Source organism: Sphingobium sp. TomTYG73, assembly GCF_055394245.1.
This window is the reverse complement of record NZ_AP027340.1, coordinates 860,497-885,225: the sequence shown is the minus strand read 5'-3', so window position 1 is coordinate 885,225 and position 24,729 is coordinate 860,497. Positions and strand designations below refer to the sequence as shown.

Annotated in this window: 21 protein-coding genes; 12 read left to right on the top strand and 9 right to left on the bottom strand. The window is 61.0% G+C overall.

Annotated elements, in window-relative coordinates; translation table 11 throughout:
- The first annotated feature begins 15 nt into the window (after positions 1-15).
- From ACZ5TH_RS16790 to ACZ5TH_RS16775, 4 genes are all read left to right on the top strand, one after another.
- Positions 16-306 (top strand): NAD(P) transhydrogenase subunit alpha part 2, encoded by a 291-nt coding sequence (locus ACZ5TH_RS16790; protein WP_196227069.1) that lies wholly within the window; start codon positions 16-18, stop codon positions 304-306.
- A gap of 3 nt (positions 307-309) precedes the next feature.
- Positions 310-1,704: an NAD(P)(+) transhydrogenase (Re/Si-specific) subunit beta gene (locus ACZ5TH_RS16785; RefSeq protein ID WP_464795382.1), complete on the top strand. Its 1,395-nt coding sequence runs from the start codon at positions 310-312 to the stop codon at positions 1,702-1,704.
- 152 nt (positions 1,705-1,856) lie between these two features.
- Positions 1,857-2,456, top strand: coding sequence for a hypothetical protein (locus tag ACZ5TH_RS16780; protein ID WP_464795381.1), 600 nt, complete (start codon positions 1,857-1,859; stop codon positions 2,454-2,456).
- Between the two features lie 432 nt (positions 2,457-2,888).
- Positions 2,889-3,608: a Crp/Fnr family transcriptional regulator gene (locus ACZ5TH_RS16775; protein WP_464795380.1), complete on the top strand. Its 720-nt coding sequence runs from the start codon at positions 2,889-2,891 to the stop codon at positions 3,606-3,608.
- Between the two features lie 73 nt (positions 3,609-3,681).
- Here the strand turns inward: ACZ5TH_RS16775 and ACZ5TH_RS16770 are convergent, their stop codons facing one another.
- The 4 genes from ACZ5TH_RS16770 to ACZ5TH_RS16755 all read right to left on the bottom strand — a co-directional run bounded on the left by ACZ5TH_RS16770 (position 3,682) and on the right by ACZ5TH_RS16755 (position 7,986).
- Positions 3,682-4,356, bottom strand: a complete 675-nt coding sequence (locus ACZ5TH_RS16770) for a Ros/MucR family transcriptional regulator (RefSeq protein WP_460988931.1) — start codon at positions 4,354-4,356, stop codon at positions 3,682-3,684.
- Between the two features lie 510 nt (positions 4,357-4,866).
- On the bottom strand, positions 4,867-5,142 hold the full coding sequence (locus ACZ5TH_RS16765) for an HU family DNA-binding protein (RefSeq protein WP_097093579.1): 276 nt from the start codon (positions 5,140-5,142) through the stop codon (positions 4,867-4,869).
- A gap of 212 nt (positions 5,143-5,354) precedes the next feature.
- A complete protein-coding gene (locus tag ACZ5TH_RS16760; RefSeq protein ID WP_464795379.1) occupies positions 5,355-6,971 on the bottom strand; it encodes a phytoene desaturase family protein in 1,617 nt (538 codons plus the stop codon).
- A 37-nt stretch (positions 6,972-7,008) separates the two neighbouring features.
- Positions 7,009-7,986, bottom strand: a complete 978-nt coding sequence (locus tag ACZ5TH_RS16755) for a bile acid:sodium symporter family protein (RefSeq protein WP_464795378.1) — start codon at positions 7,984-7,986, stop codon at positions 7,009-7,011.
- 86 nt (positions 7,987-8,072) lie between these two features.
- Between ACZ5TH_RS16755 and ACZ5TH_RS16750 the strand changes: the two genes are divergently transcribed.
- The 6 genes from ACZ5TH_RS16750 to ACZ5TH_RS16725 all read left to right on the top strand — a co-directional run bounded on the left by ACZ5TH_RS16750 (position 8,073) and on the right by ACZ5TH_RS16725 (position 15,206).
- Positions 8,073-8,831: an enoyl-CoA hydratase gene (locus ACZ5TH_RS16750; protein WP_464795377.1), complete on the top strand. Its 759-nt coding sequence runs from the start codon at positions 8,073-8,075 to the stop codon at positions 8,829-8,831.
- A gap of 142 nt (positions 8,832-8,973) precedes the next feature.
- The gene (locus ACZ5TH_RS16745; protein ID WP_464795376.1) at positions 8,974-10,662 is read left to right on the top strand and encodes an MFS transporter; all 1,689 of its coding nucleotides are present in this window, start codon (positions 8,974-8,976) and stop codon (positions 10,660-10,662) included.
- Positions 10,663-10,805: 143 nt separating this feature from the next.
- Entirely contained in the window at positions 10,806-11,372 is a 567-nt protein-coding gene (locus ACZ5TH_RS16740; protein ID WP_464795375.1) for a TetR family transcriptional regulator, read from the top strand.
- Positions 11,373-11,505: 133 nt separating this feature from the next.
- Complete coding sequence (gene cysD / locus ACZ5TH_RS16735) at positions 11,506-12,417, top strand: sulfate adenylyltransferase subunit CysD (protein ID WP_464772819.1); 912 nt, start codon at positions 11,506-11,508, stop codon at positions 12,415-12,417.
- Positions 12,418-12,522: 105 nt separating this feature from the next.
- Complete coding sequence (cysN, locus tag ACZ5TH_RS16730) at positions 12,523-14,436, top strand: sulfate adenylyltransferase subunit CysN (protein WP_464795374.1); 1,914 nt, start codon at positions 12,523-12,525, stop codon at positions 14,434-14,436.
- 8 nt (positions 14,437-14,444) lie between these two features.
- Complete coding sequence (locus ACZ5TH_RS16725) at positions 14,445-15,206, top strand: 3'(2'),5'-bisphosphate nucleotidase CysQ (protein ID WP_464795373.1); 762 nt, start codon at positions 14,445-14,447, stop codon at positions 15,204-15,206.
- Between the two features lie 219 nt (positions 15,207-15,425).
- Here ACZ5TH_RS16725 and ACZ5TH_RS16720 read toward each other — a convergent pair whose 3' ends face one another.
- From ACZ5TH_RS16720 to ACZ5TH_RS16710, 3 genes are read right to left on the bottom strand one after another with little or no spacing between them, the layout of a single operon-like run.
- Entirely contained in the window at positions 15,426-16,790 is a 1,365-nt protein-coding gene (locus ACZ5TH_RS16720; protein WP_464795372.1) for an efflux transporter outer membrane subunit, read from the bottom strand.
- The gene (locus ACZ5TH_RS16715) at positions 16,787-19,924 is read right to left on the bottom strand and encodes an efflux RND transporter permease subunit (protein ID WP_464795371.1); all 3,138 of its coding nucleotides are present in this window, start codon (positions 19,922-19,924) and stop codon (positions 16,787-16,789) included. The genes ACZ5TH_RS16720 and ACZ5TH_RS16715 overlap by 4 nt, the downstream gene beginning before the upstream one ends.
- A gap of 8 nt (positions 19,925-19,932) precedes the next feature.
- The gene (locus ACZ5TH_RS16710) at positions 19,933-21,072 is read right to left on the bottom strand and encodes an efflux RND transporter periplasmic adaptor subunit (protein ID WP_464795370.1); all 1,140 of its coding nucleotides are present in this window, start codon (positions 21,070-21,072) and stop codon (positions 19,933-19,935) included.
- Between the two features lie 248 nt (positions 21,073-21,320).
- Between ACZ5TH_RS16710 and ACZ5TH_RS16705 the strand changes: the two genes are divergently transcribed.
- Together ACZ5TH_RS16705 and ACZ5TH_RS16700 are read left to right on the top strand one after the other, a co-directional pair.
- The gene (locus tag ACZ5TH_RS16705; protein ID WP_464795369.1) at positions 21,321-22,055 is read left to right on the top strand and encodes a response regulator transcription factor; all 735 of its coding nucleotides are present in this window, start codon (positions 21,321-21,323) and stop codon (positions 22,053-22,055) included.
- Complete coding sequence (locus tag ACZ5TH_RS16700; protein ID WP_464795368.1) at positions 22,052-23,422, top strand: ATP-binding protein; 1,371 nt, start codon at positions 22,052-22,054, stop codon at positions 23,420-23,422. The genes ACZ5TH_RS16705 and ACZ5TH_RS16700 overlap by 4 nt, the downstream gene beginning before the upstream one ends.
- Here the strand turns inward: ACZ5TH_RS16700 and ACZ5TH_RS16695 are convergent.
- Both ACZ5TH_RS16695 and modB read right to left on the bottom strand, forming a co-directional pair.
- Entirely contained in the window at positions 23,403-24,038 is a 636-nt protein-coding gene (locus tag ACZ5TH_RS16695) for an ATP-binding cassette domain-containing protein (protein ID WP_464795367.1), read from the bottom strand. The genes ACZ5TH_RS16700 and ACZ5TH_RS16695 overlap by 20 nt on opposite strands.
- The gene (gene modB, locus ACZ5TH_RS16690) at positions 24,028-24,729 is read right to left on the bottom strand and encodes a molybdate ABC transporter permease subunit (protein WP_464795366.1); all 702 of its coding nucleotides are present in this window, start codon (positions 24,727-24,729) and stop codon (positions 24,028-24,030) included. Before modB ends, ACZ5TH_RS16695 begins: the two co-directional genes overlap by 11 nt.

The following is a 24,729-nucleotide window of genomic DNA, read 5'->3' as shown; positions in this document are numbered from 1 at the left end:
ACAGGGGATAAGTCAGTGAACGCTTTCAATGCAGATTATCTGTTCGTCTTCATATTGGCGGCCTTTTTGGGTTTTCAGCTAATCAAGAAGGTGTCGCCGCTTTTGCACTCGCCTTTGATGTCGCTGACCAATGCGATCGCGGCGGTGGTGATTGTGGGGGCGATCACGATCACGGGTGAGGCGGGCGCAACGCCGCTGGCGAAGACGCTGGGCTTCATCGCGGTGTTTTGCGCGACGGTGAACCTGGTCTCCGGGTTCATGATCACCGATCGCATGCTCAAGATGTTCAAGCCGCGGGGGAAGTAACAGATGGACGCCTTCGTACCCTTCGCGGCGATTGTCGCGTCCGCTTTGTTCATCCTGTCGCTGATGTGGATGAGCCATCCCTCGACCGCCCGTCGCGGCGTGCGCGCGGGCGAGATCGGCATGGTCATCGCCATCATCGGCGCGCTGGTTCAGCATGAGGTCGTTGATTACAACCTGATCATCATCGCGATGATCGCGGGCGCGGCGGCGGGCATTCCGATGGCGCTGCTGATGCCGATGACGGCGATCCCGCAGCGGACCGCCATCTCCCACGCCTTTGGCGCGCTGGCCGTCGGCCTGATCGGCGCCGCGGAATATTACAAGCATGCCCATGCGGAATATGCGGGCGGCTTCATCCTGTGGGCGCTGATGTTCGAGATGCTGCTGGGTTTCCTGACCTGCACCGCGTCGATCATCGCCTTTGCCAAGTTGCAGGAACTGATGGGCAGCCGTCCGGTGTCCTTCCCGGGCCAGCGCATCGTCAATGGCGCGGTGGCGCTGGCGACGGTGGCGATCGGGGTGACGCTGGCGCTTGACCCGACGCAGACCTGGCTGTTCCCGCTGTTCGCGGGCCTGGCGCTGCTGTTCGGCATATTGCTGGTGATCCCGATCGGCGGCGCGGACATGCCGACGGTCATCGCGCTTCTGAACAGCTATGCGGGTCTTGCAGCTAGCGCGATGGGCTTTGCGCTGGGCAACAAGCTGCTGATCGTCGCGGGCGCGCTGGACGGGGCTTCGGGCTTCATCCTGGCGCTGGTGATGTGCAAGGCGATGAACCGCAGCTTTGCCAATGTCATGTTCGGCGGCTTTGGCAAGGTGGTCGCGGGCGTTGCGGGCGGCAAGGACGACCGTGTCGTGCGCTCCGCCTCGGCCGAAGAAGCGGCAATGCAGCTGGAAAACGCGAGCAGCGTTGTCATCATTCCCGGCTATGGCATGGCGGTCGCGCAGGCGCAGCACAAGGTCAGCGAGCTGTACCAGGCGCTCACCAAGAAGGGCGTGGACGTCAAGTTCGCGATCCACCCGGTGGCGGGCCGCATGCCCGGTCACATGAACGTGCTGCTGGCCGAAGCCAATGTGCCCTATGAGCAGCTGGTCGATCTGGATGACATCAACCCCGAACTGCCGCAGGCGGACGTTGCGGTGATCATCGGCGCCAACGACACGGTGAACCCGTCGGCGCGCGACGATCCGCAGAGCGCGATCGCGGGGATGCCGATCATCGAGGCGGACAGGGCCAAGTCTGTGTTCGTGATCAAACGCTCGATGAATGCGGGCTTCGCCGGGATCGACAACCCGATCTACTACAACGGCAACACCCAGATGCTGTTCGGCGACGCCAAGGACATGGTCGGATCCATCGCCAAGGAACTGGCGGGGGGTGGTTCAGGCCTCCACTGATAGGCCATCCACTTTGCCTTAACTACCCCACCGACCAAAGTGCCAACAATGACACTTTACCCTCGGGCAAAGTGTCATTCGCGACAAAAGCGACCAATTCCCAACACAAGGGATTCACATTGGCCTCCACCTGTGCTTGATTCATCCCCGTTATGTTTCACGGTTCGATCAAGCCTCCTTCTTCCTCCAGTGGCGATCTTTCCGCGCTGCTGGACCGGCTTGCCCATGTCAGCACGCGGCCACGTTACGCCTTCATGCTGCTGACCCTGATTGCCGAAGCGGCGCGCCCGGACGGCAGCGCAGGGCCGTTAGTGGCGAAAGAGGGCGGCTTGCAGCCCCTGCGCGACTGGCTGTGCGACGCGCTGACCCCCATGGGTGGCCGCGATCCCCGCCGCATGGCGCTGACCGCGCGCGTGCGAGCCGAACTTGCCGTACAGGGGCGCCTTCCCGCCGATCCCGACGCCGCCAGCCTCGCGGTCGAAGAGGAGGTGAAGTTGCGGGTCCGCGCTTCGGGCAAGACCAACCTTAGCCGCGCCGTATCGGAAATGGTCGCGGCGGGATTGCTGCGCCGTCATTATCAGGGCTACCGGGTCGATCATCATAATCGCGGGGCACAGCGGCAAGCCGTCTATACGCTGACCGGCCTCGCTCGCATTCTGATAGCATCCGCCGCCATGCCGCCCATGCAGCCGCCGCTCTCCCCGCCAATATCCGCGCCAGTGCGCCCGCGGCAAGGGGAGCTTGGTCTCTGACCGCCCCAACCGCGCCACCGTTGGAACAGGCCCACGGGGTCCGTCGATACTCTGCCTAATTCCCCGCGTTCGACGCTTCTTTGTCAGGCTCCCAATGACGCGCATATGCTGACGCGGGCAATGCTCCATCGCCACCGGGCGAAAGACAAAACTTGCTCGCCTGGCTTAAGACGAACCGGTCCAGGTTGACCACCACATGTGGACCCTTTCGCCTCCAACATCGTTTCCCATCCGTTCATATTAACCTTTGCAGGCAAAATCGATGCTTCTGGAGGTCGGTGAAATGGGACAGGCATTCCCAATGAAGTACTTGCCGCTATCCATGACAATTAAGAGCGGCTTGCGGTCCATTGATGCGCCCCGGTTCAGAAAGCCGTTCGCGATGGCGCGGTTGATCGGCAAACGCGCTGTCATCAACCCGGTCGTCCAGCCATGACCGTCATCACCCGCCTGTCCGCTCCGGCGCGCCCCGCCATCCGCAGGCTTTCCGCGCTTGCCGCTCTCGATCAGGACGCGGAGGCAGCGCTGGCCGATGCCGCCCTGCGCAGCCGCATATTGAAGCCCGCGCGCGAACTGATCGCGGAGGGCGCGCCTATTTCGAACCCGTTGCTGATCCTCAATGGCTGGGCCGCTCGAACGCGCTTCCTTCCCGATGGACGGCGGCAGATCATGAGCATAATCCTGCCCGGCGACCTCATCGGCAATTGCCATCATGACCGCCCCTTGTCGGTATCGACCGTCGTCGCCCTTAGCCAGCTGACGGTCTGCGCCGCGCCGTCCATCGGCTCCCCGGCGCTTCAGCAGGCCTATCGAATAAGCCACGCCCTGGACGAAGCCTATCTGCTTGCCCAGATCACCCGCCTCGGCCGCCTCAGCGCGGAGGAACGGATCGCGGATCTCATGCTGGAATTGCGCGACCGTCTGGCGCTGTGCGGTCTGGTGAGCGAGGGCAGCTTTGCATGGCCGCTGACGCAGAACGCCCTTGCCGATGCCCTCGGCCTGACGTCCGTTCACGTCAACCGCACCCTGCAACAGATGCGGCGGCGTGGCGATGTCATCCTGCGTTCGGCACGTCTGCAACTGACCGATGCAGCTGAACTCGCCAAGCGGGTGGGCCATGTACCGGTACGCGTAACCGCTGCGGACGACTGACCATCGACTGACGAGAACGGGCCATTGCGCCAACCGCAACGGCCCGTCCATTATCTCGGAAAAGAAAGGAGCGTCAGCTCTTGGCTTCGGCCCCGGCCGTTGCCGCCTTTGCGCGAGGCTTGCGTGCTGCCTTGGCCGCCTTCGGCTGCGCGCCGTCAGCCGCCTTTGCCGAAGCGGCGGCAGGCTTTGCGGCGGGCTTCGCCGCTGCCTTGGCGGGCTTTGCAGCCTTCGCCGCCTTGCCCGCGGGCGCCTTGGCGCTTGCTGCGGCACCGGGTGCTTTCGGCGCGGCCTTGTCGCCTGCATTCGCCTGCTGGGGTGCGGCTGCCTTCACGCCGTTCGCTGTCGCGGGTTTGCGTCCCAGGCCAAGGCGCGTGGCAACGGCGCGGCGCGCTTCGGAATAGCTGGGAGCAACCAGCGGATAGGATTTGGGCAGATTGTAGCGCTGGCGATATTCGTCCGGCGAAAGGCCATTCGTCGCCAAATGGCGCTTCAGCGTCTTGTACGGCTTGCCGTCGATCATGCTCAGGATGTGGTCGGGTGACGACAGGCTTTTGCGAACGGAAACGGCCGGTGTGTAAGTCGCTGCCTGCGCATCGGCAGACTCCGCCGCCGGATCTTCAGTCAAGGCGATCCGGGTTGTCCGGATAAGCTCGGCGAGCCCCTCGCTCGTAACCGAATTGTTGGAGACAAACGCACTCAAAAGCTGAACTGTGAGCGTCGTGATGTCGGGCTGCGAATTTTCAGACATTGGCACGCTTCTCCGCACTGAATAACTGTGGCGACCTTCTGCGCGCTTTCAACTCAAATGTAAATCACCTTCACTTCTTTAGTGTGGCGATATCTGTCCCTATGATGGACGCTTCTGATGTTCCGCTGCTGTGGTGCCCGTAGTGGAGGGCTGATCTTGTCCCATCTCATTATCGACATGATGGGTGAAGATGTTGATTGAACGCGGCTCTACCCACAATTTGGGCCGTAACCATCTTATATATTGTCGCCAGGGGAGGACCGCGGAATACGCATCCAAAATACGCCGCCATCGCCGAAAGTAACCGGCCGTCGCGCTGCGGGCCAAAAAAAGGGCCGGTCCAAAAAGGACCGGCCTAATGAGTTTTAGGAGAGGATGCCTGAAAGGCAGGGCGGCATTTGCCGCCGCGACCCTCTCCTGACAATTGTTTAGATCGGCATGTCGATTGCACGTCATGCAATCGTAACATTCGCGGCGCCCCGTTCCTTGCCGGAAGGGGCGCCCGGCCTGTTAGCCGTTCAGCTGATCCTTGACCGCCTTTGCGGGCGTGAAGGTCAGCTTCTTCGATGCTGCGATCTGGATGGTTGCGCCGGTCGACGGATTGCGGCCTTCACGTGCCGGCTGATCCTTGACCTTGAACTTCCCAAAGCCGCTCAGCGAAACTTCGTCACCCTTGGCAGCGGCGCCAGCGATAGCGGCAAACACGCCGTCCACATATTTGCGGGCGTCGGCCTTGGTCAGGCCATGCTCGGCTGCAACTGCTTCGGCGAGTTCGGTATTGTTCATCGATCGTCTCCCTTTCGTGGACGACGGGTCTTAACCTGTCTCATCGCCCGCAACTAGGGGTGTTTTTGCCCATTAACCGATATTTTCGTGCCGGATTCGAGATATTTTGGGGGTTGGCGGGGTCCATGCGCCTGCTCGTGCCGCGCGAATCTCTCTCCGCGCGCCTTCATGCCTGACCATTGGGCGCAGACTTGAGTCCCCTATCGGCAGTCTCAATCGGCACGTTTCCGCCGCCGGAGCCGTCCGCCCAGCGCCATGTCCTTCATTACGACACGCGCGGCATTATGCCCCGGCGCGCCCGTCACTCCGCCGCCCGGATGGGCGCCCGCGCCGCACATATAGAGCCCCTCGGCAGGTCCGCGATAACCGGCATGGCCCAGCACCGGCCTTGCCGCCCACAATTGGTCCAGCGTCATCGCGCCATGCATGATGTCGCCACCCACCATCCCGAACTTCCGTTCAAGGTCCAGCGGCGACAATATGTCCCGCGCGATCACGGACGCAGCAAAGCCCGGCGCATAAGCGTCCACCGTCGCGATCACGTCGTCCGCCGCTTGCCCCCGCGCCTCGTCCCAGCTTCGGCCATCGGGTAGCTGCGGCGCGAACTGTTGGCAGAACAGGCTCGCCACATGGCATCCCGGCGGCGCCAGGCTGTCGTCGATGATCGACGGGATCAGCATTTCCACGATCGGGGCGGATGACCAGCCCCTGGCCTTCGCATCGGTAAAGGCGCGGTCCATATAGTCCATGTCCGGCGCGATGATGATCCCGGCCTGCAAATGCTCGCCCGGTCCCGGCAGGCAGGCAAAGTCGGGCAGCGCCGACAGCGCGACATTCATGCGGAAACTGCCCGACGCCGTCCTGAACCCCCGGATGCGCTTGCGGAAATCGGGTGGCAGGTCAGCCGGGTCCATCATCCGTTCGTACAGCAGCTTGGGACCGACATTGGCTATCACCGCTGCCGCCATGACCTCCTCCCCGCTTTCCAGCCTGACGCCGACGGCCCGTCCGCCGTCCACCAGCACTCGCTCGACCGGCGCTTCCACGCTGATCTCCACGCCCATCGCGCGGACGACCTTCGCCATGATCTGCGTGATCGCGCCCATGCCGCCGACGCAATGGCCCCATGCGCCCTTCTTGCCGTTCACCTGTCCCATGACATGGTGCAGCAGGACATAGGCGCTCCCCGGCGTATCGGGCGACGCATAATTGCCGACCACCGCGTCAAAGGCGAAGGCCGCCTTCACCGCTTCGCTCTCGAACCAGCCGTCCAGAAAGGCGCGCGCCGATTTCAGGAACAGGTCCAGCATGTCGCGCTGCCCGTCCAGCGACAATGCGCCGACGCGCCGCCACTGCGACAATGCCGCCGTCAGCATCGACAGCCCATCGCCCGCATTGGGCGGGGCCTTCAACATCATGTCGCGCAGCAGGTCCGCTATCGCCTCCAGCGCATCCTGATAATGGGGCAGGGCGGCCGCATCCTTCGCGCTGAACCTGGCGAACTCCGCCTGCGTCTTTTCGATGCCGCCGCCCACTTTCAGATAGCGTTCGTCCGGCTGCGGCAGGAAATTGGCGACCGGCCGTTCGATCACGCGATAGCCATGGTCGGCTAGTGCCATGTCCGCGATGATCTTGGGATGCAGCAGGCTGACGGTATAGCTGGCGACCGAATTGCGGAAACCGGGATGAAACTCCTCCGTCACCGCAGCGCCGCCTACGACGTGCCGCCGCTCCAATATGCGGACCCGGTAACCCGCGCGTGCCAGATAGAATGCGCACACCAGCCCATTATGCCCGCCCCCGATAATGACCGCGTCATACTTATACATATGTACAACAACTCACGGACCTTCGGAAAATCCCGTTCTATTCGCCATTTCCTTCACGACTTCCATAACGCCGCGCCAGTCCGGCACAAACCATCAACTGAATCTGGTGAAACAACATCAACGGCAACAATATCGGTCCCGCCGCACTTGCTGGAAACAAAACCCCGGCAATCGGCACCCCCGTCGCCAAACTCTTCTTCGACCCACAAAATTGCAGAACGACCGCATCTTCCCGCGACAATCCCAGCAAGCGCCCAAGACCCCAGGTAAACAGCAGCACCACCACCAAAATCGCAATCGACAACAGCGCCAGCAACAACAATTCTCCCCGCGACACCTTATGCCACAGTCCCTCGACCACTGCGGCACTGAACGCCGAATAGACGATCAGCAGGATCGAACCCCGATCCACTCGCCCCAGCATCGCCCTGTGCCGCGACACAAAGCCGCCAATCCACGGCCGCGCCATATGGCCCAGCAGGAAAGGCAGCAGCAACTGCAATACAATCCCCTCTACCGCCGACAGGGAAATCAGACCGCCGGTCCCCCCGACGCTCTTCTGCATCAGCAGCGCCACCAGCACCGGCGTCAGAACGATCCCCAACAGGTTGGAAAAGGATGCACTCACAACCGCCGCCGCTACGTTGCCCCGCGCTATCGCCGTGAAGGCAATCGACGACTGCACCGTCGATGGCAGCAGCGTCAAGAACAGCAGCCCCGCTCGCATCTGTCCAGGTATCGCTTCCACCTGCTGCGTCGCCAGCCCGATCAGCGGGAACAGCGCGAATGTCGTTCCCAACGTCGCCAGATGCAGCTTCCACGCCATCGCCCCGCCCCAGATCGCCTCGCGCGATAGCTTCGCCCCATGCAGGAAGAACAACAGCACAATGCCAGCGTCCGCAAGGATGCCAACGACATGTGCACCCTCGCCCCGCGCGGGAAGGAAGGAGGCGAGCGCTACCATGGTTATCAGCAGCAGCAGGAAGGGGTCGGCGATTTCCCGGAGACGGCTCATGCCGCGGCTGTAGGCAGTCTAACGGAAAAAGGATAGACGCCCGGCCGATCGACACATTAGTGGGGGCTTAGGAAACGGAGGCGGTCATGACCAACGGGATCGAAATCATCGAACAGGGCGGCGTCCTGGAAATCCACATCGATCGCCCCGACAAGAAGAATGCGCTCACCGCGGCCATGTACGACAGCATGACCGCAGCCCTTGCCGACGCGTCGGCGCGGAGCGACATCGGCGCTGTCCTGATCGCAGGAAAGGGTGACGCCTTCTGCGCAGGCAATGACCTTAAGGACTTTACTCAAGGACCGCAGGGTGGCGCTGCTGCATTCGCATTCATCCGCGCCATTGCGAGCTTCGACAAGCCGCTGATCGCTGCCGTCCAGGGCCTGGCCGTGGGTGTGGGCACGACGATGCTGTTCCATTGCGACCTTGTCTATGCGGCGCCCGACGCGCGCTTCATCATGCCCTTCGTCAATCTGGGCATCGTGCCGGAAGCTGGCTCAAGCCTGCTCGCGCCCGCAACGCTGGGCCATGCAAAGGCGGCAGCGATGCTGTTGCTGGGTGAACCCATGGACGCCGAAACCGCTGACCGGTCAGGTCTGGTGACAACTGTCATACCCACCGAAGAACTACTTGGTCACGCTCGGGCGAAGGCGGCCACCCTCATGAAGAAGCCGCCCAAGGCACTGGCGGCCACCCGGCGGCTGCTAAAGGGCGATCCCGCCGCGCTGCTCGACAGGATCGAAGAGGAGGCGCGGCTTTTTGAACAGATGCTGGAATCCGAAGAGGCTCAGGAAGCCTTCGCTGCCTTCTTCGAAAAGCGCGCCCCTATATTCCGTCGCGATTGAACTTGGCGTGAGCCCCCGGCTGCCTGATAGCCATAAGTCTATTTAAATCGAAACCCTTGCTGGAAAACTCCAGGACGTTCAGCAATATTCTGTCCCTGTGCCGCACAAGACAGGTGTTCAGCGTGAAACGAGACCAAGGCAGATGAGCGACAAGGCCGTAACCACAGCTAAAACCGCGCCTTCAGGGGCGGGCCGCTTCGCCCTTTTGGAGCCATTGCGCCAGCGGACTTACCGCACCATCTGGATCGCCAGCTTGTTTTCGAACTTCGGGCAACTGATACAAGGTGTCGGTGCGGCCTGGCTTATGACGCGGCTGAGTTCGTCGCCGCAGATGGTGGCGCTGGTGCAAACGGCCCTCATGCTGCCGTTGATGCTCGTCGCGTTGCCCGCCGGGGCGATCGCGGACATGTTCGACCGGCGCAAGGTGGCGCTGGCTGGCCTTGTCTTCGCATCTTTGATGGCGATCTGTCTCACGCTGCTTGCCGGTGCGGAACTGCTCTCTCCCTGGACATTGCTGATCTTCTGCTTCCTGATCGGCACGGGGGTCGCCTTATATGGGCCTGCCTGGCAAGCCTCGATCGGTGAGCAGGTAAGCGGCGAGCATCTGCCTGCCGCGATCGCCCTCGGCACGATCAGCTACAATGTGGCGCGCAGCTTCGGCCCCGCGATCGGCGGCATCATCGTTGCCTCGCTGGGCGCAATGGCGGCCTTTGCAGCCAACGCTTTCTTCTATCTGCCGCTGATCCTTGCCTTCCTGATGTGGCAGCGGGAACATAAGCCTTCGCGCTTGCCCCCGGAAAGGATCGATCGGGCGATCGTCTCGGGCGTGCGCTATGCGGTGCATTCGCCCCCAATCCGGGTCGTGCTTATCCGCACACATGTCGTGGGTCTGGCGGGGGCATCAGTGTCCGCACTCACACCTTTGATCGCAAAGGAGCTGCTGCACGGGTCGGCAAGCACCTATGGCTTGTTATTGGGCGCCTATGGCGTGGGCGCGGTGCTGGGCGCGGCCGGGCTTGATCTAGTGCGTCGGCGTCTGCGGCCTGAGCAGGCTGCGCGGCTGCTGTCGATACTGCTGGGCGCAATGATCATCCTCGCCGGGATCAGCAGCTACACCCTTCTGACTTGCGGGGCACTGCTGGTCGCGGGCTTTGCCTGGATGATCCTGGTCGCACAGTTCAACGTCGCTGTGCAAATGTCAGCACCGCGTTGGGTCACGGCGCGCGCGCTTGCCTGCTATGGCTCGGCGTTGACGGGTGGGCTCGCTCTGGGTGCGTGGCTGTGGGGCTCGATCGCCACCGCTCTAGGAACAGGTGAAGCGATGATGATGTCGCGGGCAGCGATGGTGTTCAGCACCATTCTCGGTCTCGTCTTTCCGTTGGCGCGATCGCTCCCCGACGGATTGGAACAAAGCATTCTCAGTCATCAGCCGCAGGTTGGCCTTGCGTTGACCTCGCGCAGTGGTCCCATAGTCGTGGAAATCGATTATCGGGTAAATACTGACAAGGCGCGCGACTTCTATGCCGCGATGCAGAAGGTGCGCAGCGCCCGCCTGCGAAGTGGCGCCTTTGGCTGGTCCGTGGCACGTGACATCGCAGATCCCGAACTCTGGACCGAACATTATCATTGTCCGACCTGGGGAGATTATCTGCACCAGCGCGATCGCATGACGATGAGCGACCGCCAGATCGAGGACGCCGCTAATGTCTTCCACATGGGGAGCGGCGAGGGGCGGGTACGGCGGCGCCTCGAACGGCCGACCGGATCGGTGCGGTGGCGCGCGGACACGCCTGACCGCCGAGACGAGGCGATCGATATAATCTACCCTTAGAACAATCGGTTCGTGCAGGAGCGCAAGCAATCGTTGTCAATATAAACAGGCGCGCTAGAATCGCGTTGAAATCGAATTTGGAGAGCGGAATGCCGAGGCAGGCGAAACGGACGGTAGGGCGTCCCCGAAGGCTGACGCTGGAAATGATTGTCGATGCCGCCTGCGAGGTCGGCATCGCCAAGCTGGAGATGAGTCTGGTTGCCGAAAGGCTGAATACCGGTGTTGCCACGCTATATGGCTATGTGCGGGGGCGGGAACATCTGCTGCAACTCGTGGCACAGCGTCTAGTAGGGCAAGCGCTGATCAAGGATGAAGGACAGAGTTGGCAGGATATATTGCGCGAACATGCGACAGTTACCTATCGTCTCTTCCGGTCCCTGCCTCACCTCATCACCAATCTGATTGGAAAAGAACCCGAACAGCATTCGTTCGACTATTCGCAGAGGGTACTCACGATGCTGGAGGCGAGGGGGCTTCCTCCTGCTGTGGCCCTGAACGTTTATATCGAGATAAATCAGGTTGTGATCGGTGCTGCGATCAGCATGATGCGGAGGGAGGTGCTGATCCAACTCCCTGAGTACGAGACTGAAAATTGGGGACCGCTACCGGAAATCCTTGGCGATTATTGCACAACACTGGAGCGGATCATCTCTGGCTATGAGGTGGAACTGAGGTTGGGTGAAGACGAAGCGTCGCCTCAAAATGCCTGAAAAGTCGGCTCGCGCTCTTGCCGCTGATTAAATTTTCGTCGTGCGGCAATGGAAGAAATATCTCTCTCCCATCTGGGAGGTTTGATGATTCGCGCCTTCTGTCATCTGGGTCTGCGAAAGGCTGGACAAGACGATGACAGATACAAAAACGCTCACCCACCTGGCGCGCCTGGAAGCGGAGAGCATACATATTCTGAGAGAGGTTGTGGCCGAGGCTGAAAAGCCAGTCATGTTATACAGCGTGGGCAAGGACAGCGCGGTGATGCTGCACCTGGCTCGCAAGGCATTCTATCCCTCGCCGCCGCCATTTCCCCTGCTGCACGTCGATACGACGTGGAAGTTCCAGGAAATGTACAAGCTGCGCGATCGCATGGCCAAGGAAAGCGGCATGGAGCTGCTGGTCTATCACAATCCGGAAGCGCAGGAGCGCGGGATCAACCCGTTCGACCACGGCGCGCTGCACACCGACATGTGGAAGACCGAAGGTCTGAAGCAGGCGCTCGACCTTTATGGCTTCGACGCAGCCTTTGGCGGCGCACGCCGTGACGAGGAAAAGAGCCGCGCCAAGGAGCGCATCTTCTCCTTCCGTACCGCCTCGCATGGCTGGGACCCGAAGAACCAGCGGCCGGAACTGTGGAACCTCTACAACGCCAAGAAGAACAAGGGTGAGAGCATCCGCGTCTTCCCGATCAGCAACTGGACCGAGCTGGACATCTGGCAGTATATCCACCTCAACAATGTGCCGATCGTGCCGCTCTATTTCGCCGAGCAGCGCCCGACCGTTGAGCGCGACGGCATGCTGCTGATGGTGGACGACGAACGCTTCCCGTTGAAGGAAGGCGAAGCGCCGGTAATGCGCTCGATCCGCTTCCGCACGCTGGGCTGTTATCCGCTGACTGGCGCTGTCGAAAGCGAAGCGAAGACGCTGCCGGAAGTCATCCAGGAAACGCTGCTGACCACCACCTCCGAGCGTCAGGGCCGCGCCATCGACAAGGATGCGGGCGGCGCCGGCATGGAGAAGAAGAAGCAGGAAGGCTATTTCTGACCTCTGCCCTCATCCCGGCGTCAGCCGGGATTTGAGGCCCCAAGGCAGAACCTTCCTTCAGATCAACGAGATGCCACCCTGCGCTGGCATGACGGGACAGATGACATGACCGACACTCTCGACGAACCCATTTACAAGACCGACGCCCTCATCTCAGAGGACATCGACGAATATCTGAAGGTGCATGAGCACAAGACGATGCTGCGCTTCATCACCTGCGGGTCGGTGGATGACGGCAAATCCACGCTGATCGGCCGCCTGCTTTATGACAGCAAGATGATCTTCGAAGATCAGCTGGCGGCACTGGAGGCGGACTCCAAGAAGGTCGGCACGCAGGGCCAGGAAATCGACTTCGCGCTGCTGGTCGATGGCCTCGCCGCCGAGCGCGAGCAGGGCATCACGATCGACGTGGCCTATCGCTTCTTCGGGACCGAAAAGCGCAAGTTCATTGTCGCCGATACCCCCGGCCACGAACAATATACGCGCAACATGGTGACCGGCGCATCGACCGCCGATCTCGCCGTCATCCTGATCGATGCGCGCAAGGGCGTGCTGACGCAGACGAAGCGCCACAGCTATCTGGCGCACCTGATCGGCATCAAGAATATCGTGCTGGCGGTGAACAAGATGGACCTGGTCGATTATGACCAGGCGGTCTATGACGGTATCGTCAAGGATTACACCGAATTCGCGCGCTCGATCGGCATTCAGCATTTCGTGCCGATGCCGATTTCCGGCTTCAAGGGCGACAATATCACTGGCCCTTCGGAGAATACGCCCTGGTACAAGGGCCCGGCCCTGATCGAGCATCTGGAAACCGTCGAAGTCAACAGCGCGACCGACGCGGAAAAGCCGTTCCGCATGCCGGTGCAGTGGGTCAACCGCCCGAACCTCGACTTCCGTGGCTTTTCCGGCCTGATCGCCACCGGCACCGTGAAGCCGGGCGATGCGATCCGCGTGCTGCCTTCGGGCAAGACCAGCACCGTCACCCGCATCGTGACGCTGGACGGCGATCTGGATCAGGCTGTCGCGGGGCAGTCGGTGACGATCTGCTTTGCCGACGAGATCGACTGCTCGCGCGGCGACGTCATCGCGCTGGCCGACAATCCTCCGCAGGCTGCCGACCAGTTCGAAGCCACCATCGTGTGGATGGCTGACGAGGAAATGCTGCCGGGCCGTCCTTATTGGCTGAAGATCGGGACGCAGACCGTCACCGCGACGGTGCAGCACCCGAAATATCAGGTGAACGTCAACACGATGGAGCATCTGGCGGCCAAGACGCTGGACCTCAACGCCATCGGTGTCGCTAATCTGTCCACCGATAAGCAGATCGTGTTCGAGTCCTATGAGCAGAACCGGACGCTGGGCGGCTTCATCCTGATCGACAAGATCACGAACGCCACCGTGGCGGCGGGCATGCTGCACTTCTCGCTGCGGCGGGCGCAGAATGTCCACTGGCAGGCGACCGATGTCACCCGTGAATTCCATTCGGGCCTCAAGAACCAGAAGCCTGCGGTATTGTGGTTCACCGGGCTTTCTGGTGCGGGCAAGTCGACCATCGCCAATCTGGTGGAAAAGAGACTGGCGCGGATGAACCGGCACACTTTCCTGCTGGATGGCGACAATGTGCGTCATGGCCTGAACAAGGACCTCGGCTTCACCGATGCCGACCGCGTAGAGAATATCCGCCGCGTGGGCGAGGTTGCCAAGCTGATGACCGACGCGGGCCTGATCGTCATTACCGCCTTCATCTCGCCCTTCCGGTCGGAGCGCGAAATGGTGCGGCAGATGATGCAGCCGGGCGAGTTCATCGAGGTGCACATCGATACGCCGCTTGCTGAAGCAGAGGCACGGGACGTCAAGGGCCTCTACAAGAAGGCGCGTGCCGGGGATCTCAAGAACTTCACCGGCATAGACAGCCCCTATGAGCCTCCAGAGGACCCGGAAATCCGCATCGACACTACGGCCATGACCGCCGAGGAAGCGGCCGACGCCATCGTCGCCAGGCTGATCCCATGAGCGGCGGCATGAGTGACGCCGACCTTGCGGCGCATCTTGCCGAAACCGCTGGGCGCATCCTGCTTGAGGTGCGCGGCAGCGGCATGTTCAGCGCTAAGGCGCTGGGCAAGGCGGGCGATCAAACGGCCAACCAATTCCTTGTTCACGCCCTGCGTGAACAACGGGGCGAGGACGGGTTGCTGTCTGAGGAAGAGAAGGACAATGCCGAGCGTCTGAGCCAAAGCCGCGTCTGGATCGTTGATCCTGTCGATGGCACCCGCGAATATGGCGAGGAGCGATCCGATTGGGCGGTCCATGTCGGTCTGGCGATCGATGGACAGCCGGAGATCGGCGCTGTAGCTCTCCCGGGCCTTGACCTGACCGGAACAGGGCAGGGTACAATAGTTCGGTCGGATCAGCCGCAGCCGATCCCGCCTGCACCCGAAAAGCTGCGCATGGTGGTCAGCCGAACTCGCCCGGCCGCCGAAGCTGTCGCGGTCGCGGAAAAGCTGGGTGCCGAGCTTGTTCCAATGGGCTCGGCCGGCGCCAAGGCGATGGCGGTGATATTGGGGCAAGCAGACATTTACCTGCATTCCGGCGGCCAGTATGAATGGGACAGTATGGCACCTGTCGCCGTGGCGAAGGCGCATGGCCTGCACTGCTCGCGAATTGATGGCAGTCCCCTGATCTACAATCAGGCAAATGTGTATCTACCTGACCTGCTCATTTGCCGAAAGGAACATGCTCAGCAGTTACTGGCCCTTATCAGCGAAGTGCAGGTCAGCGCCTGATAATCAAAGCTGAGGACTGCCAATGCCTGTCGAGTGAGGTTCGAGCCATGCCGCGCAGCATGCGGCATGGTTCGAAGCTCATTTCGTCAAAGCGAACTGCAAGGAAACTGTCGCACCTAAAGTCAGTTCGTCCCGGTTTGACCGAACTTGGTGGAGAGGGCGGTGGCGGCGCTTCCCGCCATACGGTCCGTCACCGTTAGGGCTGAACCGAGTAAACTCCTAAAAATCGGCACCGATTGCGCGATAGAGGGATATACGGTTTAGCAACAGTTCAAGGTCTGTCGCAATCGCGCTCCGCCGGGCGGAATATAGCGAGCGTTGGTTCACGAGTGTTGTCAGGAACGGATCGATACCCGCCCGATAACGCTGTTCGGACAAGGCATAGGCATTCTCATTCGACGCGACCAGAGCTCGCTGAGCCCGCTGCTGTTCGCCTATGGTGCCTCCGCGTGCCAAGGCGTCGGCGACTTCACGAAAGGCGCTCTGGATGGCATTCTCGTAGCTGGCAATTGCGGCCTGCTGTTGCGCCTTACTATATTCGATATTGGCTTTCACACCGCCACCGAAGATGGGAAGGCTCGCCGATGGAGCAGCTGTCCAACTGAATGCGCCGCCAGTGAAAAGCGACGACAGTGCTGAACTGGCGACGCCGATCGCTGACGTCAGGCTGATCTTCGGGAACATCGCGGCCCGTGCAGCGCCGATATTCGCATTCGCAGCCTGTAATTGATGTTCGGCCTGCAGCACATCTGGCCGCGAGAGCAAGACATCTGATGAAATCCCGGCAGGAACTTGCGCAGTCGAGCCGATCAGAGTGGAGAGTGACAGCGGGAGTAGAACTTCTTCTACCGGCGCCCCGGCGAGCAGATCCAGCGCGTTGCGATCCTGCGCTACCTGCGTAACTGCGGCCGCGACATCGGACCTCGCCTGTTCGACGATCGTTTCCGCCTGATGGACGTCGAGCTTGCCGGAAAGACCGACGCCGTTGAGCGATCGTGTAAGCGCGAGCGTCCGTTCGGCGCTGCTGAGCGTATTGCGAGCTACGGCAAGCAATTGCTGGTCCGCAGCAAGCGTTGCATAGGCGCTGGCGGTTTCCGCCACGAGCGCGATGCGCGCGGCGCGCGCGCCCTCCTGGCTTGCGAGATAGGATTGAAGGGCGGATTCACTCAAGTTGCGCAGGCGGCCGAACAGATCGATTTCGAAAGCGCTAAAACCGATGTCCGCGCTGTAATTGTCCTGACGCTGGTCATTCCGGTGCGTGAGCGTCGCGTTGGCATCCGCCGTAACCGTAGGTATCTGCGCGGCCCGCTGAATGCGATATTGGGCGCGCGCCGCGAGAAGGTTGGCCAGAGTTACGCGAAGATCCCGATTGTTGATCAGCGCCCGATCAATGATCGTACGCAGCCGTTCGTCGCCGACCAAAGCCGTCCAGGGCAAACCTGCCACTTCTGTAGGAAGGGCGGTTGAATATGCGGATCCATTTGGCCAAGCGGGCGGAACGGGCGCGGTGGGCCGCTCATATGCGGGTGCCAGATTGCAGGCGGTCAGCGTCACGGACAGGCCGAGGGGGAGCAAGCGCCTCATGCGGGCACCTCCGATCCGGTGACAGATGAATGGCCCTTGGGTTTGAAAAGCCGCATGATCGTGAAGAAGAACAGCGGCACATAAAAGACGGCAAGCAAGGTTCCGGTCAGCATGCCGCCAGCAACCGCCGTGCCGATGGCGATGCGGCTTTGTGCGCCAGCGCCATGAGCGAGCGCCAGCGGCATAACGCCCGCAATGAAGGCGAGCGAGGTCATTATGATCGGTCGGAAACGGAGCCTGGCTGCTTCGATCGCCGCGCTCATCGCATCCTTGCCATCGCGATAGGCAAATTCGGCGAATTCAACGATGAGAATTGCGTTCTTGGCCGCCAGCCCCATCGTGGTGAGGAGGCCCACCTGGAAGAAGACATTATTCTCCAGCCCGCGCGCCCAAACGGCGACGACTGCCCCGATCAGGCCCAGCGGGATTACGAACAATACTGCGAGCGGCACCGACCAGCTTTCATAAAGCGCAGCGAGGCAGAGAAAGACAACCAGTACGGAGAGAGAATAAAGCAAGGGCGCCTGTCCGCCGGACAATTGTTCCTGATAGGAAAGGCCGCTCCAAGCATAACTGGTTCCGGTCGGCAATTGCTGCTGCAAACGCACCATTTCGTCCATGGCTTCCCCCGAACTCGCACCGGGTGCGGCCTGTCCCTGTATTTCATAGGAGGATTGGCCATTAAAGCGAGACACAGTTGTCGGACCCATTTCCCAATGGGTGGTAGCGAAAGCGGAGAATGGAACCATTTCGCCCGTAGAGGCAGAGCGGACTTGCCAGTTTTCAATGTCGGTCGGCAAAGCTCGATAAGGCGCGTCTGCCTGCATAAAGACGCGCTTTACGCGTCCTCGATCAATGAAGTCGTTGATATAGCTACTTCCCCAGGCGGAACTTAATACATCGTCCACATCATTTTGTGTAAGTCCCAGCACAGCCAGCTTTTCATTATCGATATCGACCTTCAACTGGGGCGTGTCCTCAAGCGTAGCGGCACGCACACCCGCGAGCAGAGGGCTTTGCGAAGCTGCAGCGAGCAGCTGGTTGCGCACGGCCAGGAACTTGTCTCGGCTGAGGCCGCCTGTGTTGAGCAGCTCGAAGGTAAACCCGTTCGACTGGCCCAAGCCACGGATGGCGGGCGGCGTCATGGCCAGAATTTTCGCATCACGTACGGCTGCGAGCTGCTTTGTAGCGCGGTTCGCGATCTCGGTCGCGCTGTTCGTCTTACCCTTCCGGTCTTCCCAAGGATTGAGATTGATGAAACCCTGCGCGGTATTTTCGCCCTGTCCTGCAAAACTGAAACCTTGAGCGATGAATATGTTGCCGACGTTATTTCCTTCTTCGCTTTGGAAATAGCTGCGAACACTCTCGACCACTTGCGCGGTTCGCGTGGACTTGGCGCCAGCGGGAAGGGTCATCTGCACCATGACCTGTCCCTGATCCTCTACGGGGAGGAAGCTGGTCGGCAGGCGAACGAAGATCAGCGCAAGGACGCCCAGTATAAGCAGATAGATTGTCCAGAAGAGGGCGCGCCGATGCATGATTGCCTCAAGCCGCCGCATATAGCCGCCGGTCACGCGCCCAAACCAGCGGTTGAACCGGCCCGCCCATCCCTGCTGACGGCGCTCCTCACTGGCCGATTTCAACAGCGTGGCGCACAGGGCGGGTGAAAGGATGAGTGCAACCACCACGGACAGAAGCATGGAGGACACAATGGTGATGGAGAACTGCCGGTAAATTACCCCCGTGGAACCACCGAAAAAGGCCATGGGCAGCAGAACGGCTGAAAGGACAAGCGCTATGCCGACCAGTGCGCTGCCTATCTCTTCCATCGATTTGATTGTGGCGGCGCGGGCGTCAAGCCCCTCATCGTGCATCAGCCGCTCGACATTCTCGACAACTACGATCGCGTCATCGACCAGAAGGCCGATGGACAACACCATGCCGAACAGTGTGAGCGTGTTGATGGAATAGCCGAAAAGGGCCAGCACGCCGAAGGTCCCGAGCAGGACGACCGGAACCGCCACCGCAGGGATCAGCGTCGCGCGCCAGCTTTGCAGAAAGACGAACATGACCACGACGACCAGCCCGACGGCTTCGATAAGTGTCTTGATGACCTCATCCACGGAAAGCCGGATGAAGGGTGTCGTATCGCGCGGGAATGCGATGCTGTACCCATGTGGCAGGTTCGTGGACAGCTCGGCGACCTTTGCCTTGACGAGTTCGGCGGTCTTCAGAGCGTCGGCGCCCGGAGCGAGTTGGAGCGCGATGCCCGATCCAGGATGTCCGTTCAGCGCGGCTGAAAAGGTGTAACTTTCATTCCCAAGTTCGACCCGAGCAACATCGGACAGGTGAACGACGGACCCGTCGCTTTGAGTTTTCACTATGATGTTGCGAAACTGTTCGGGAGTCTGGAGGCGTGCACGCGCGCGAACGGTGGCATTCAGTTGCTGTCCGGCGGGCGCCGGATCAGCGCCGATCTGACCGGCGGAAACCTCGACATTTTGGGACCGGATCGCGCTTTCGACGTCCGACGGCATGAGCTTGACGGTGGCGAGTTTGTAGGGATCCAGCCATATGCGCATGGCATATTGGGATCCAAAAATCTGAACGTCGCCGATACCTTCCAGGCGGGAGATGGGGTCCTGAAAATTATTGACCAGGTAATCGGAGATATCAGTCTGGGTGGCTCGATCGGTACGATCGTACAGCGCAACCAGCATCAGGAAATCGGTCTGCGATTTAGTGACGGTCAGGCCCTGCTGCTGAACTGCGTTGGGCAACCGGCTTAACGCCTGCTGCACCTTATTTTGAACCTGGACCTGCGCAGTATCGGGGTCGGTGCCTTTGTCAAAGGTGACAGTGATACGCGACTGGCCATTGGCGGTGGATGTCGAGGAGAAATACATCAGGCCATCGATGCCAGTCAGTTGCTGCTCGATGACCTGCGTGACGCTTGTCTCTACAGTATCGGCCGAAGCGCCTGGATAATTTGCTCTGATGTTGACCGCAGGCGGCGCGATATCTGGATACTGAGCAATAGGCAGCGACAGCATGGCGCCAAGTCCAGCCAGCATGATGCCAATCGCGATCACCCAGGCGAAGATCGGCCGATCGATGAAAAAGCGGCTGAGCATCGGAGGACCTAGCTCCCTTGGCCGACGGTTGCGGAGCGGACGGTATCGCCCGGTTTCACCTTGTCCGTTCCTTCGACGATCAGCCGATCACCGGACTTGAGGCCTGCGGTCACGAGCCATTTGTCGCCTATCGCCTGTGCCGTGGTGACGGTACGTTGCTCCACCTTGTTCGCGCGATTGACGACAAGCGCGGTGGCATTGCCCTTGGGATCGCGGCTGATCCCCTGTTGGGGCGCAAGTATGCCTTTGGGTATGACGGCCTGCGGGGCCACGACGCGTACGAACATGCCGGGAAGGAGAAGACTGTCAGGATTGGGGAAGCGTGCGCGCAGGGTGATGGTTCCGCTATTGGGGTCCACGATGGGCTCGGCAAATTCTATACGGCCTTCAAGCGGATAGTCGCTGCCGTCGTCCAGTTTCAGCCGGATAGTGGCACTAGCGGGTAATGCCTTACCCGCAGCCAGATTGCGGCGTAGCGCCAGAAGCTGCGCGCTGGACTGGGCAATGTCGACAAAGATGGGGTCAAGCTGCTGGATCGTGGCGAGGGGGGCAGCTTGACTGGCTGTAACCAATGCGCCCGGCGTAACCGATGAACGGCCAATGCGCCCGCTGATCGGTGCCCGCACTTCGGTAAAGCGCAGGCTTATGCTGGCAGTCTGAAGTGACGCGCGCGCTTGTTGGATGGCGGCGCTTGCTTGTCGCGAAGCCGCGACCACGTCGTCCCGCTCCTGCGCGCTCACGGCCTCTGTCTGCCCGAGCGCCTGATAGCGGCGCGCCTTGGCTTGAGCCGCGACCGCTGTCGCCTGCGCATTGGCTAGCGAAGCTTGCGCTTCATCGCGAGAGGCGCGGTAGAGGGATGGATCAATCTGATATAATGGCTGGCCCGCATGCACATAGGAGCCTTCGGTAAAGAGGCGCTTTTGAACGACGCCAGCAACTTGAGGCCGCACCTCAGACATCAGCGTCGACGCGGTGCGTCCGGGTAGCTCTGTCGATACGGTAACGTCCTGCGCCTGAAGCGTGACTACGCCCACTTCGACCTGCTTTTTCTCAGGCGGTTTGCTTTGGCTGCATGCGGTGGCGAGCAAACAAATGGCCGCGCCTAATTGAGCGTAGCGGGATGAAGAGAGTGCAGAGCGCAGCGGCATGGCGGCAGGTTATCCAGTGGGGAGTCCAGCAGTGGGGAAACTTCACCCGGCGCAGGGGGAGGGGAGCGCCGGGTGAAGGACGGGCCAGCTATCTGACCGGCTCCGACGCCCCCTATTCGCTTCTTGGCAGGTGTTTGAAAAGGCCGAACATGTGCCATTGTGCATCGCAATATGTCGGAATGTATCAGCGCGTATCAGGGGCTCTGAGGAAGGCAGACTTTTCATGCTGAACACCGTAAAAGGCGGCGATGCCTGACCAGATGAACAGCCGCCCAGCACGCCTGATCGTAGTCGATGATGACCCCGATATTCGGGATTTGATTGTTCAGCAGTTGCGGCAGGAACATTATGAGGTGGTAGCCGCAGGCAGCTTGGGAGAGCTTTATCAGGCCCTTTCGGTGCATGCGGCCGACCTCATCGTGCTTGATCTCAACCTCCCGGACGGCGACGGGCTCACGCTGTGCCGGGAGTTGCGGGCCGAAGGAAATGACGTCCCCATCATCATGGTATCCGCCAGAGGCAGTGCGATCGACCGGGTGCTCGGGCTGGAACTGGGAGCGGATGACTATCTCACAAAGCCGTTCGAGCCACGCGAATTGCTCGTTCGCATACGCAACCTGTTACGCCGGTCCCATGCTGACGAACCCGACCGGCAGCGCGACAAAGGCGTGCGCATCGCCAGCTTCGGTCCCTGGCGCCTCGATCTCTTCCAGCGCAGGCTGATCGCTGAAGACGGCCGACTGGTGATGCTTTCGTCTGCGGAGTTCCGTTTGCTGTCCCGGTTTATCGAGGAACCCAATGTGGTCCTCTCACGGGAAAGCCTTGTGCCTGAACGTCGAGCGACTGCTGCATTCGACCGCTCGACCGATCTACAGGTGAGCCGATTGAGGCAGAAACTGGCGACCATGCCGGGGGGTGAGGAACTCGTCCTGACGGTGCGGGGCGAAGGTTACGTACTCGCCAGTCCGGTATCCTACGAATGATTGAGCGTCTTTGGAGCCGTGTTCGAGGCTTTTTGCGCTCGCTGACAGGACAGATATTCCTGCTACTGACGATTGGCATGTCGTTGGCAGCGATGCTGGCTTTGCTGATTGCTGAACAGAGTAGGAGCCATGACTTTCAGCAATGGCGCATGCAGCGGGTGGTGGCGAGCGCCGAGGACATCGGCCATCGCCTTCAGCGTGATCCCAAGCGGGTCGAGGCCATGCTGGCGGCCCAGCAGATCATGGGCGCGGCGTTGGCACCGGAGGGCATCGCGGTGGCTGAACCGGATGCTGAGCTTGCAAAAGCGCTCAGGGCGCGGTTCGGCCCCGGGTCGAACCCGGAGGCTAGTCAGGTTCCTGCAGGATTTTGCTTTCCGCGCCTGCGTTATGATCCATCGGCTGGCGCCGCTGGGGTGGTCAACGCGCCGCGCCCGTCATGCTGGATCGTACGATTTACCGATAGCACTGGTGCTCGGCGGTCCATGGCGCTCAACCTGCCGCGCATGGAGCGTCCGCCCAGTATGATGGCCAACCCGCTCTATATGCTCCTGATCATCGTCGCATCTGCTGGTCTTGCTATCATCGTGTCCCGGATCGTAACCCAACCACTGCGGCGCCTTGAGCATGCGGCGGAGTCCTTCTCCCTGTCGCTCGACCCGGAGGAAATCCCGGAAAATGGGCCTGAAGAAGTGCGTGCGGCGCTATCGACCTTCAACCTCATGCAACGGCGCGCGCGTGCTGGTTTTGCCGAGCGTACGCAATTGCTGGCGGCCATCAGCCACGATTTGCAGACGCCGCTTACCCGGCTGAGGTTACGGCTTGAACTCGTCGAAAATGAGGAGTTGCGTGCGCGGCTGTTGCAGGACCATCAGGCGATGCAAACCCTGGTAAAAGAGGGACTGGATCTCGCCGCCAGTACCGAGACGCAGGAAGAATGGTCAGTAATCGACATCGATTCCATGCTGGAAAGCATGGTCGAGGATGCGCAGGATCTGGGTGCTCCATTGCGGTTCGCGGGAGGGTGTGGCGGGACGATCCGAGCCAAGCCCAATGCACTGAGCCGATGCATCACTAATCTGGTCAGTAACGCCCTCAAATATGGTGGCGAGGCCGAAATCGGATGTTTCCGCCAGGGATGCCGACTTGTCATACACATCCGGGACAAAGGGCCGGGCATACCGGCGGAACAGCTAGATCAGATGTTTGAGCCCTTCACTCGCGGTGCTTCAGGGCAGCCGGGCGGGCGGCCCGGCACGGGCATCGGTCTGACTATAGCGCGGTCACTGGCGCTCACCTTCGACGCGTCCGTCCGGCTGATGAATGCGGACGATGGCGGGCTGGTCGCCCTTATCGAAATGAAGGCGTAAGTTCGATCTTTCGCGTTGCCAGACGGTCGGCTTCGTCTGGATTATGGGTGACATAGATTATCGGGAGCCGAAGCTCGTCCCGTATGCGCAGGACGACATCCATGATGTCTTCCCGACGGGCGGGGTCTATGGAGGCGAGAGGCTCATCCATGAGCAAGGCTCGGGCGCCAGACAGCAGAGCGCGGCCAATGGCAACGCGTTGTGCTTCGCCGCCCGACAATGTGCGTGGCCAGCGGCTGAGCAGATGTTCAATCCCGAGAAAATCGACGACCGCTTGTAGAGGCATCCATCTGTCCTGCGGCGTCGCAAGCCGATAGCCATAGAGCAGGTTCGCCCGCACCCGAAGATGGGGGAAAAGGCGGCCATCCTGGAAAACATATCCGATGCGACGACGATAGGAGGGCAGATCGATGGCGGCATCGGCATCGAACAATATTTCTCCATCGACGCTGATATGACCCTGATCCGGGCGCAGCAGACCAGCGATCATGTTGAGGATCGATGTCTTCCCTACGCCGGAGGGTCCCCAGAGCAGGGTGATGCCATCTGATGCTGCAAAGCGCGCTGTAACGAGGGTGGGGCCGAGAACCTTGCGGACGTCGATGTCAAAGGACATGGCTGGACCTATCCGCCGATACCCGGCGGTTGAGCGCTTCTGAAAGCAACAGTGCGCCTAGCGACAGGCAGATCGAAATCACGGCAAGCCGCCATACGACGGCATCGGCGCCGGGGATCTGGAGGGCGCTGTAGATGGCGAGCGACAGGGTGCGTGTTTCTCCGGGAATGTTTGAAACAAAGCTGATGGTCGCGCCGAATTCGCCGAGCGATCGCGCAAAACCAAGAATGAATGCCGCAGCTAATCCGGGTAGAGACAGGGGGAGGAGGATCGTCAGGAAGCACCAGGCGGGGCTGGCGCCGAGGGTTTGGGCGGCTTCTTCCAGACGATGATCTACAGCTTCGATCGACAGGCGGATCGCGCGCACCATCAGGGGGAGGGCCATGATGCCGGCAGCGATGGCGGCGCCGGTCCAGCGGAACATGACGGTCACACCGAACCAGCGTTCCATGACGCTTCCTACAGGTCCGGTCGGTCCTAGGGTCAGGAGAAGCAGCCAACCGATCACTACCGGCGGCAGGACAAGCGGGAGGTGAACCGCCGCGTCGAGCAGCAGCTTGCCGGGAAAGCGCCAGCGCGCGAGGACCCAGGCGAGGGCGAAGGCCAAGGGGAGAGCGAAGAGCATGGCCGCGAAGCTGACCTTCAGGGACAGCTGGACGATCTCCCATTCTTCCGGGCTGAGGACGGTCAC

Bases quoted from the DNA above. Each gene is read 5' to 3' on its own strand.
- ACZ5TH_RS16785 (WP_464795382.1), top strand. From the start codon at position 310: ATGGACGCCTTCGTACCCTTCGCGGCGATTGTCGCGTCCGCTTTGTTC.
- ACZ5TH_RS16780 (WP_464795381.1), top strand. From the start codon at position 1,857: ATGTTTCACGGTTCGATCAAGCCTCCTTCTTCCTCCAGTGGCGATCTT.
- ACZ5TH_RS16775 (WP_464795380.1), top strand. From the start codon at position 2,889: ATGACCGTCATCACCCGCCTGTCCGCTCCGGCGCGCCCCGCCATCCGC.
- ACZ5TH_RS16770 (WP_460988931.1), bottom strand. From the start codon at position 4,356: ATGTCTGAAAATTCGCAGCCCGACATCACGACGCTCACAGTTCAGCTT.
- ACZ5TH_RS16765 (WP_097093579.1), bottom strand. From the start codon at position 5,142: ATGAACAATACCGAACTCGCCGAAGCAGTTGCAGCCGAGCATGGCCTG.
- ACZ5TH_RS16760 (WP_464795379.1), bottom strand. From the start codon at position 6,971: ATGTATAAGTATGACGCGGTCATTATCGGGGGCGGGCATAATGGGCTG.
- ACZ5TH_RS16755 (WP_464795378.1), bottom strand. From the start codon at position 7,986: ATGAGCCGTCTCCGGGAAATCGCCGACCCCTTCCTGCTGCTGCTGATA.
- ACZ5TH_RS16750 (WP_464795377.1), top strand. From the start codon at position 8,073: ATGACCAACGGGATCGAAATCATCGAACAGGGCGGCGTCCTGGAAATC.
- ACZ5TH_RS16745 (WP_464795376.1), top strand. From the start codon at position 8,974: ATGAGCGACAAGGCCGTAACCACAGCTAAAACCGCGCCTTCAGGGGCG.
- ACZ5TH_RS16740 (WP_464795375.1), top strand. From the start codon at position 10,806: ATGATTGTCGATGCCGCCTGCGAGGTCGGCATCGCCAAGCTGGAGATG.
- cysD (WP_464772819.1), top strand. From the start codon at position 11,506: ATGACAGATACAAAAACGCTCACCCACCTGGCGCGCCTGGAAGCGGAG.
- cysN (WP_464795374.1), top strand. From the start codon at position 12,523: ATGACCGACACTCTCGACGAACCCATTTACAAGACCGACGCCCTCATC.
- ACZ5TH_RS16725 (WP_464795373.1), top strand. From the start codon at position 14,445: ATGAGTGACGCCGACCTTGCGGCGCATCTTGCCGAAACCGCTGGGCGC.
- ACZ5TH_RS16720 (WP_464795372.1), bottom strand. From the start codon at position 16,790: ATGAGGCGCTTGCTCCCCCTCGGCCTGTCCGTGACGCTGACCGCCTGC.
- ACZ5TH_RS16715 (WP_464795371.1), bottom strand. From the start codon at position 19,924: ATGCTCAGCCGCTTTTTCATCGATCGGCCGATCTTCGCCTGGGTGATC.
- ACZ5TH_RS16710 (WP_464795370.1), bottom strand. From the start codon at position 21,072: ATGCCGCTGCGCTCTGCACTCTCTTCATCCCGCTACGCTCAATTAGGC.
- ACZ5TH_RS16705 (WP_464795369.1), top strand. From the start codon at position 21,321: ATGCCTGACCAGATGAACAGCCGCCCAGCACGCCTGATCGTAGTCGAT.
- ACZ5TH_RS16700 (WP_464795368.1), top strand. From the start codon at position 22,052: ATGATTGAGCGTCTTTGGAGCCGTGTTCGAGGCTTTTTGCGCTCGCTG.
- ACZ5TH_RS16695 (WP_464795367.1), bottom strand. From the start codon at position 24,038: ATGTCCTTTGACATCGACGTCCGCAAGGTTCTCGGCCCCACCCTCGTT.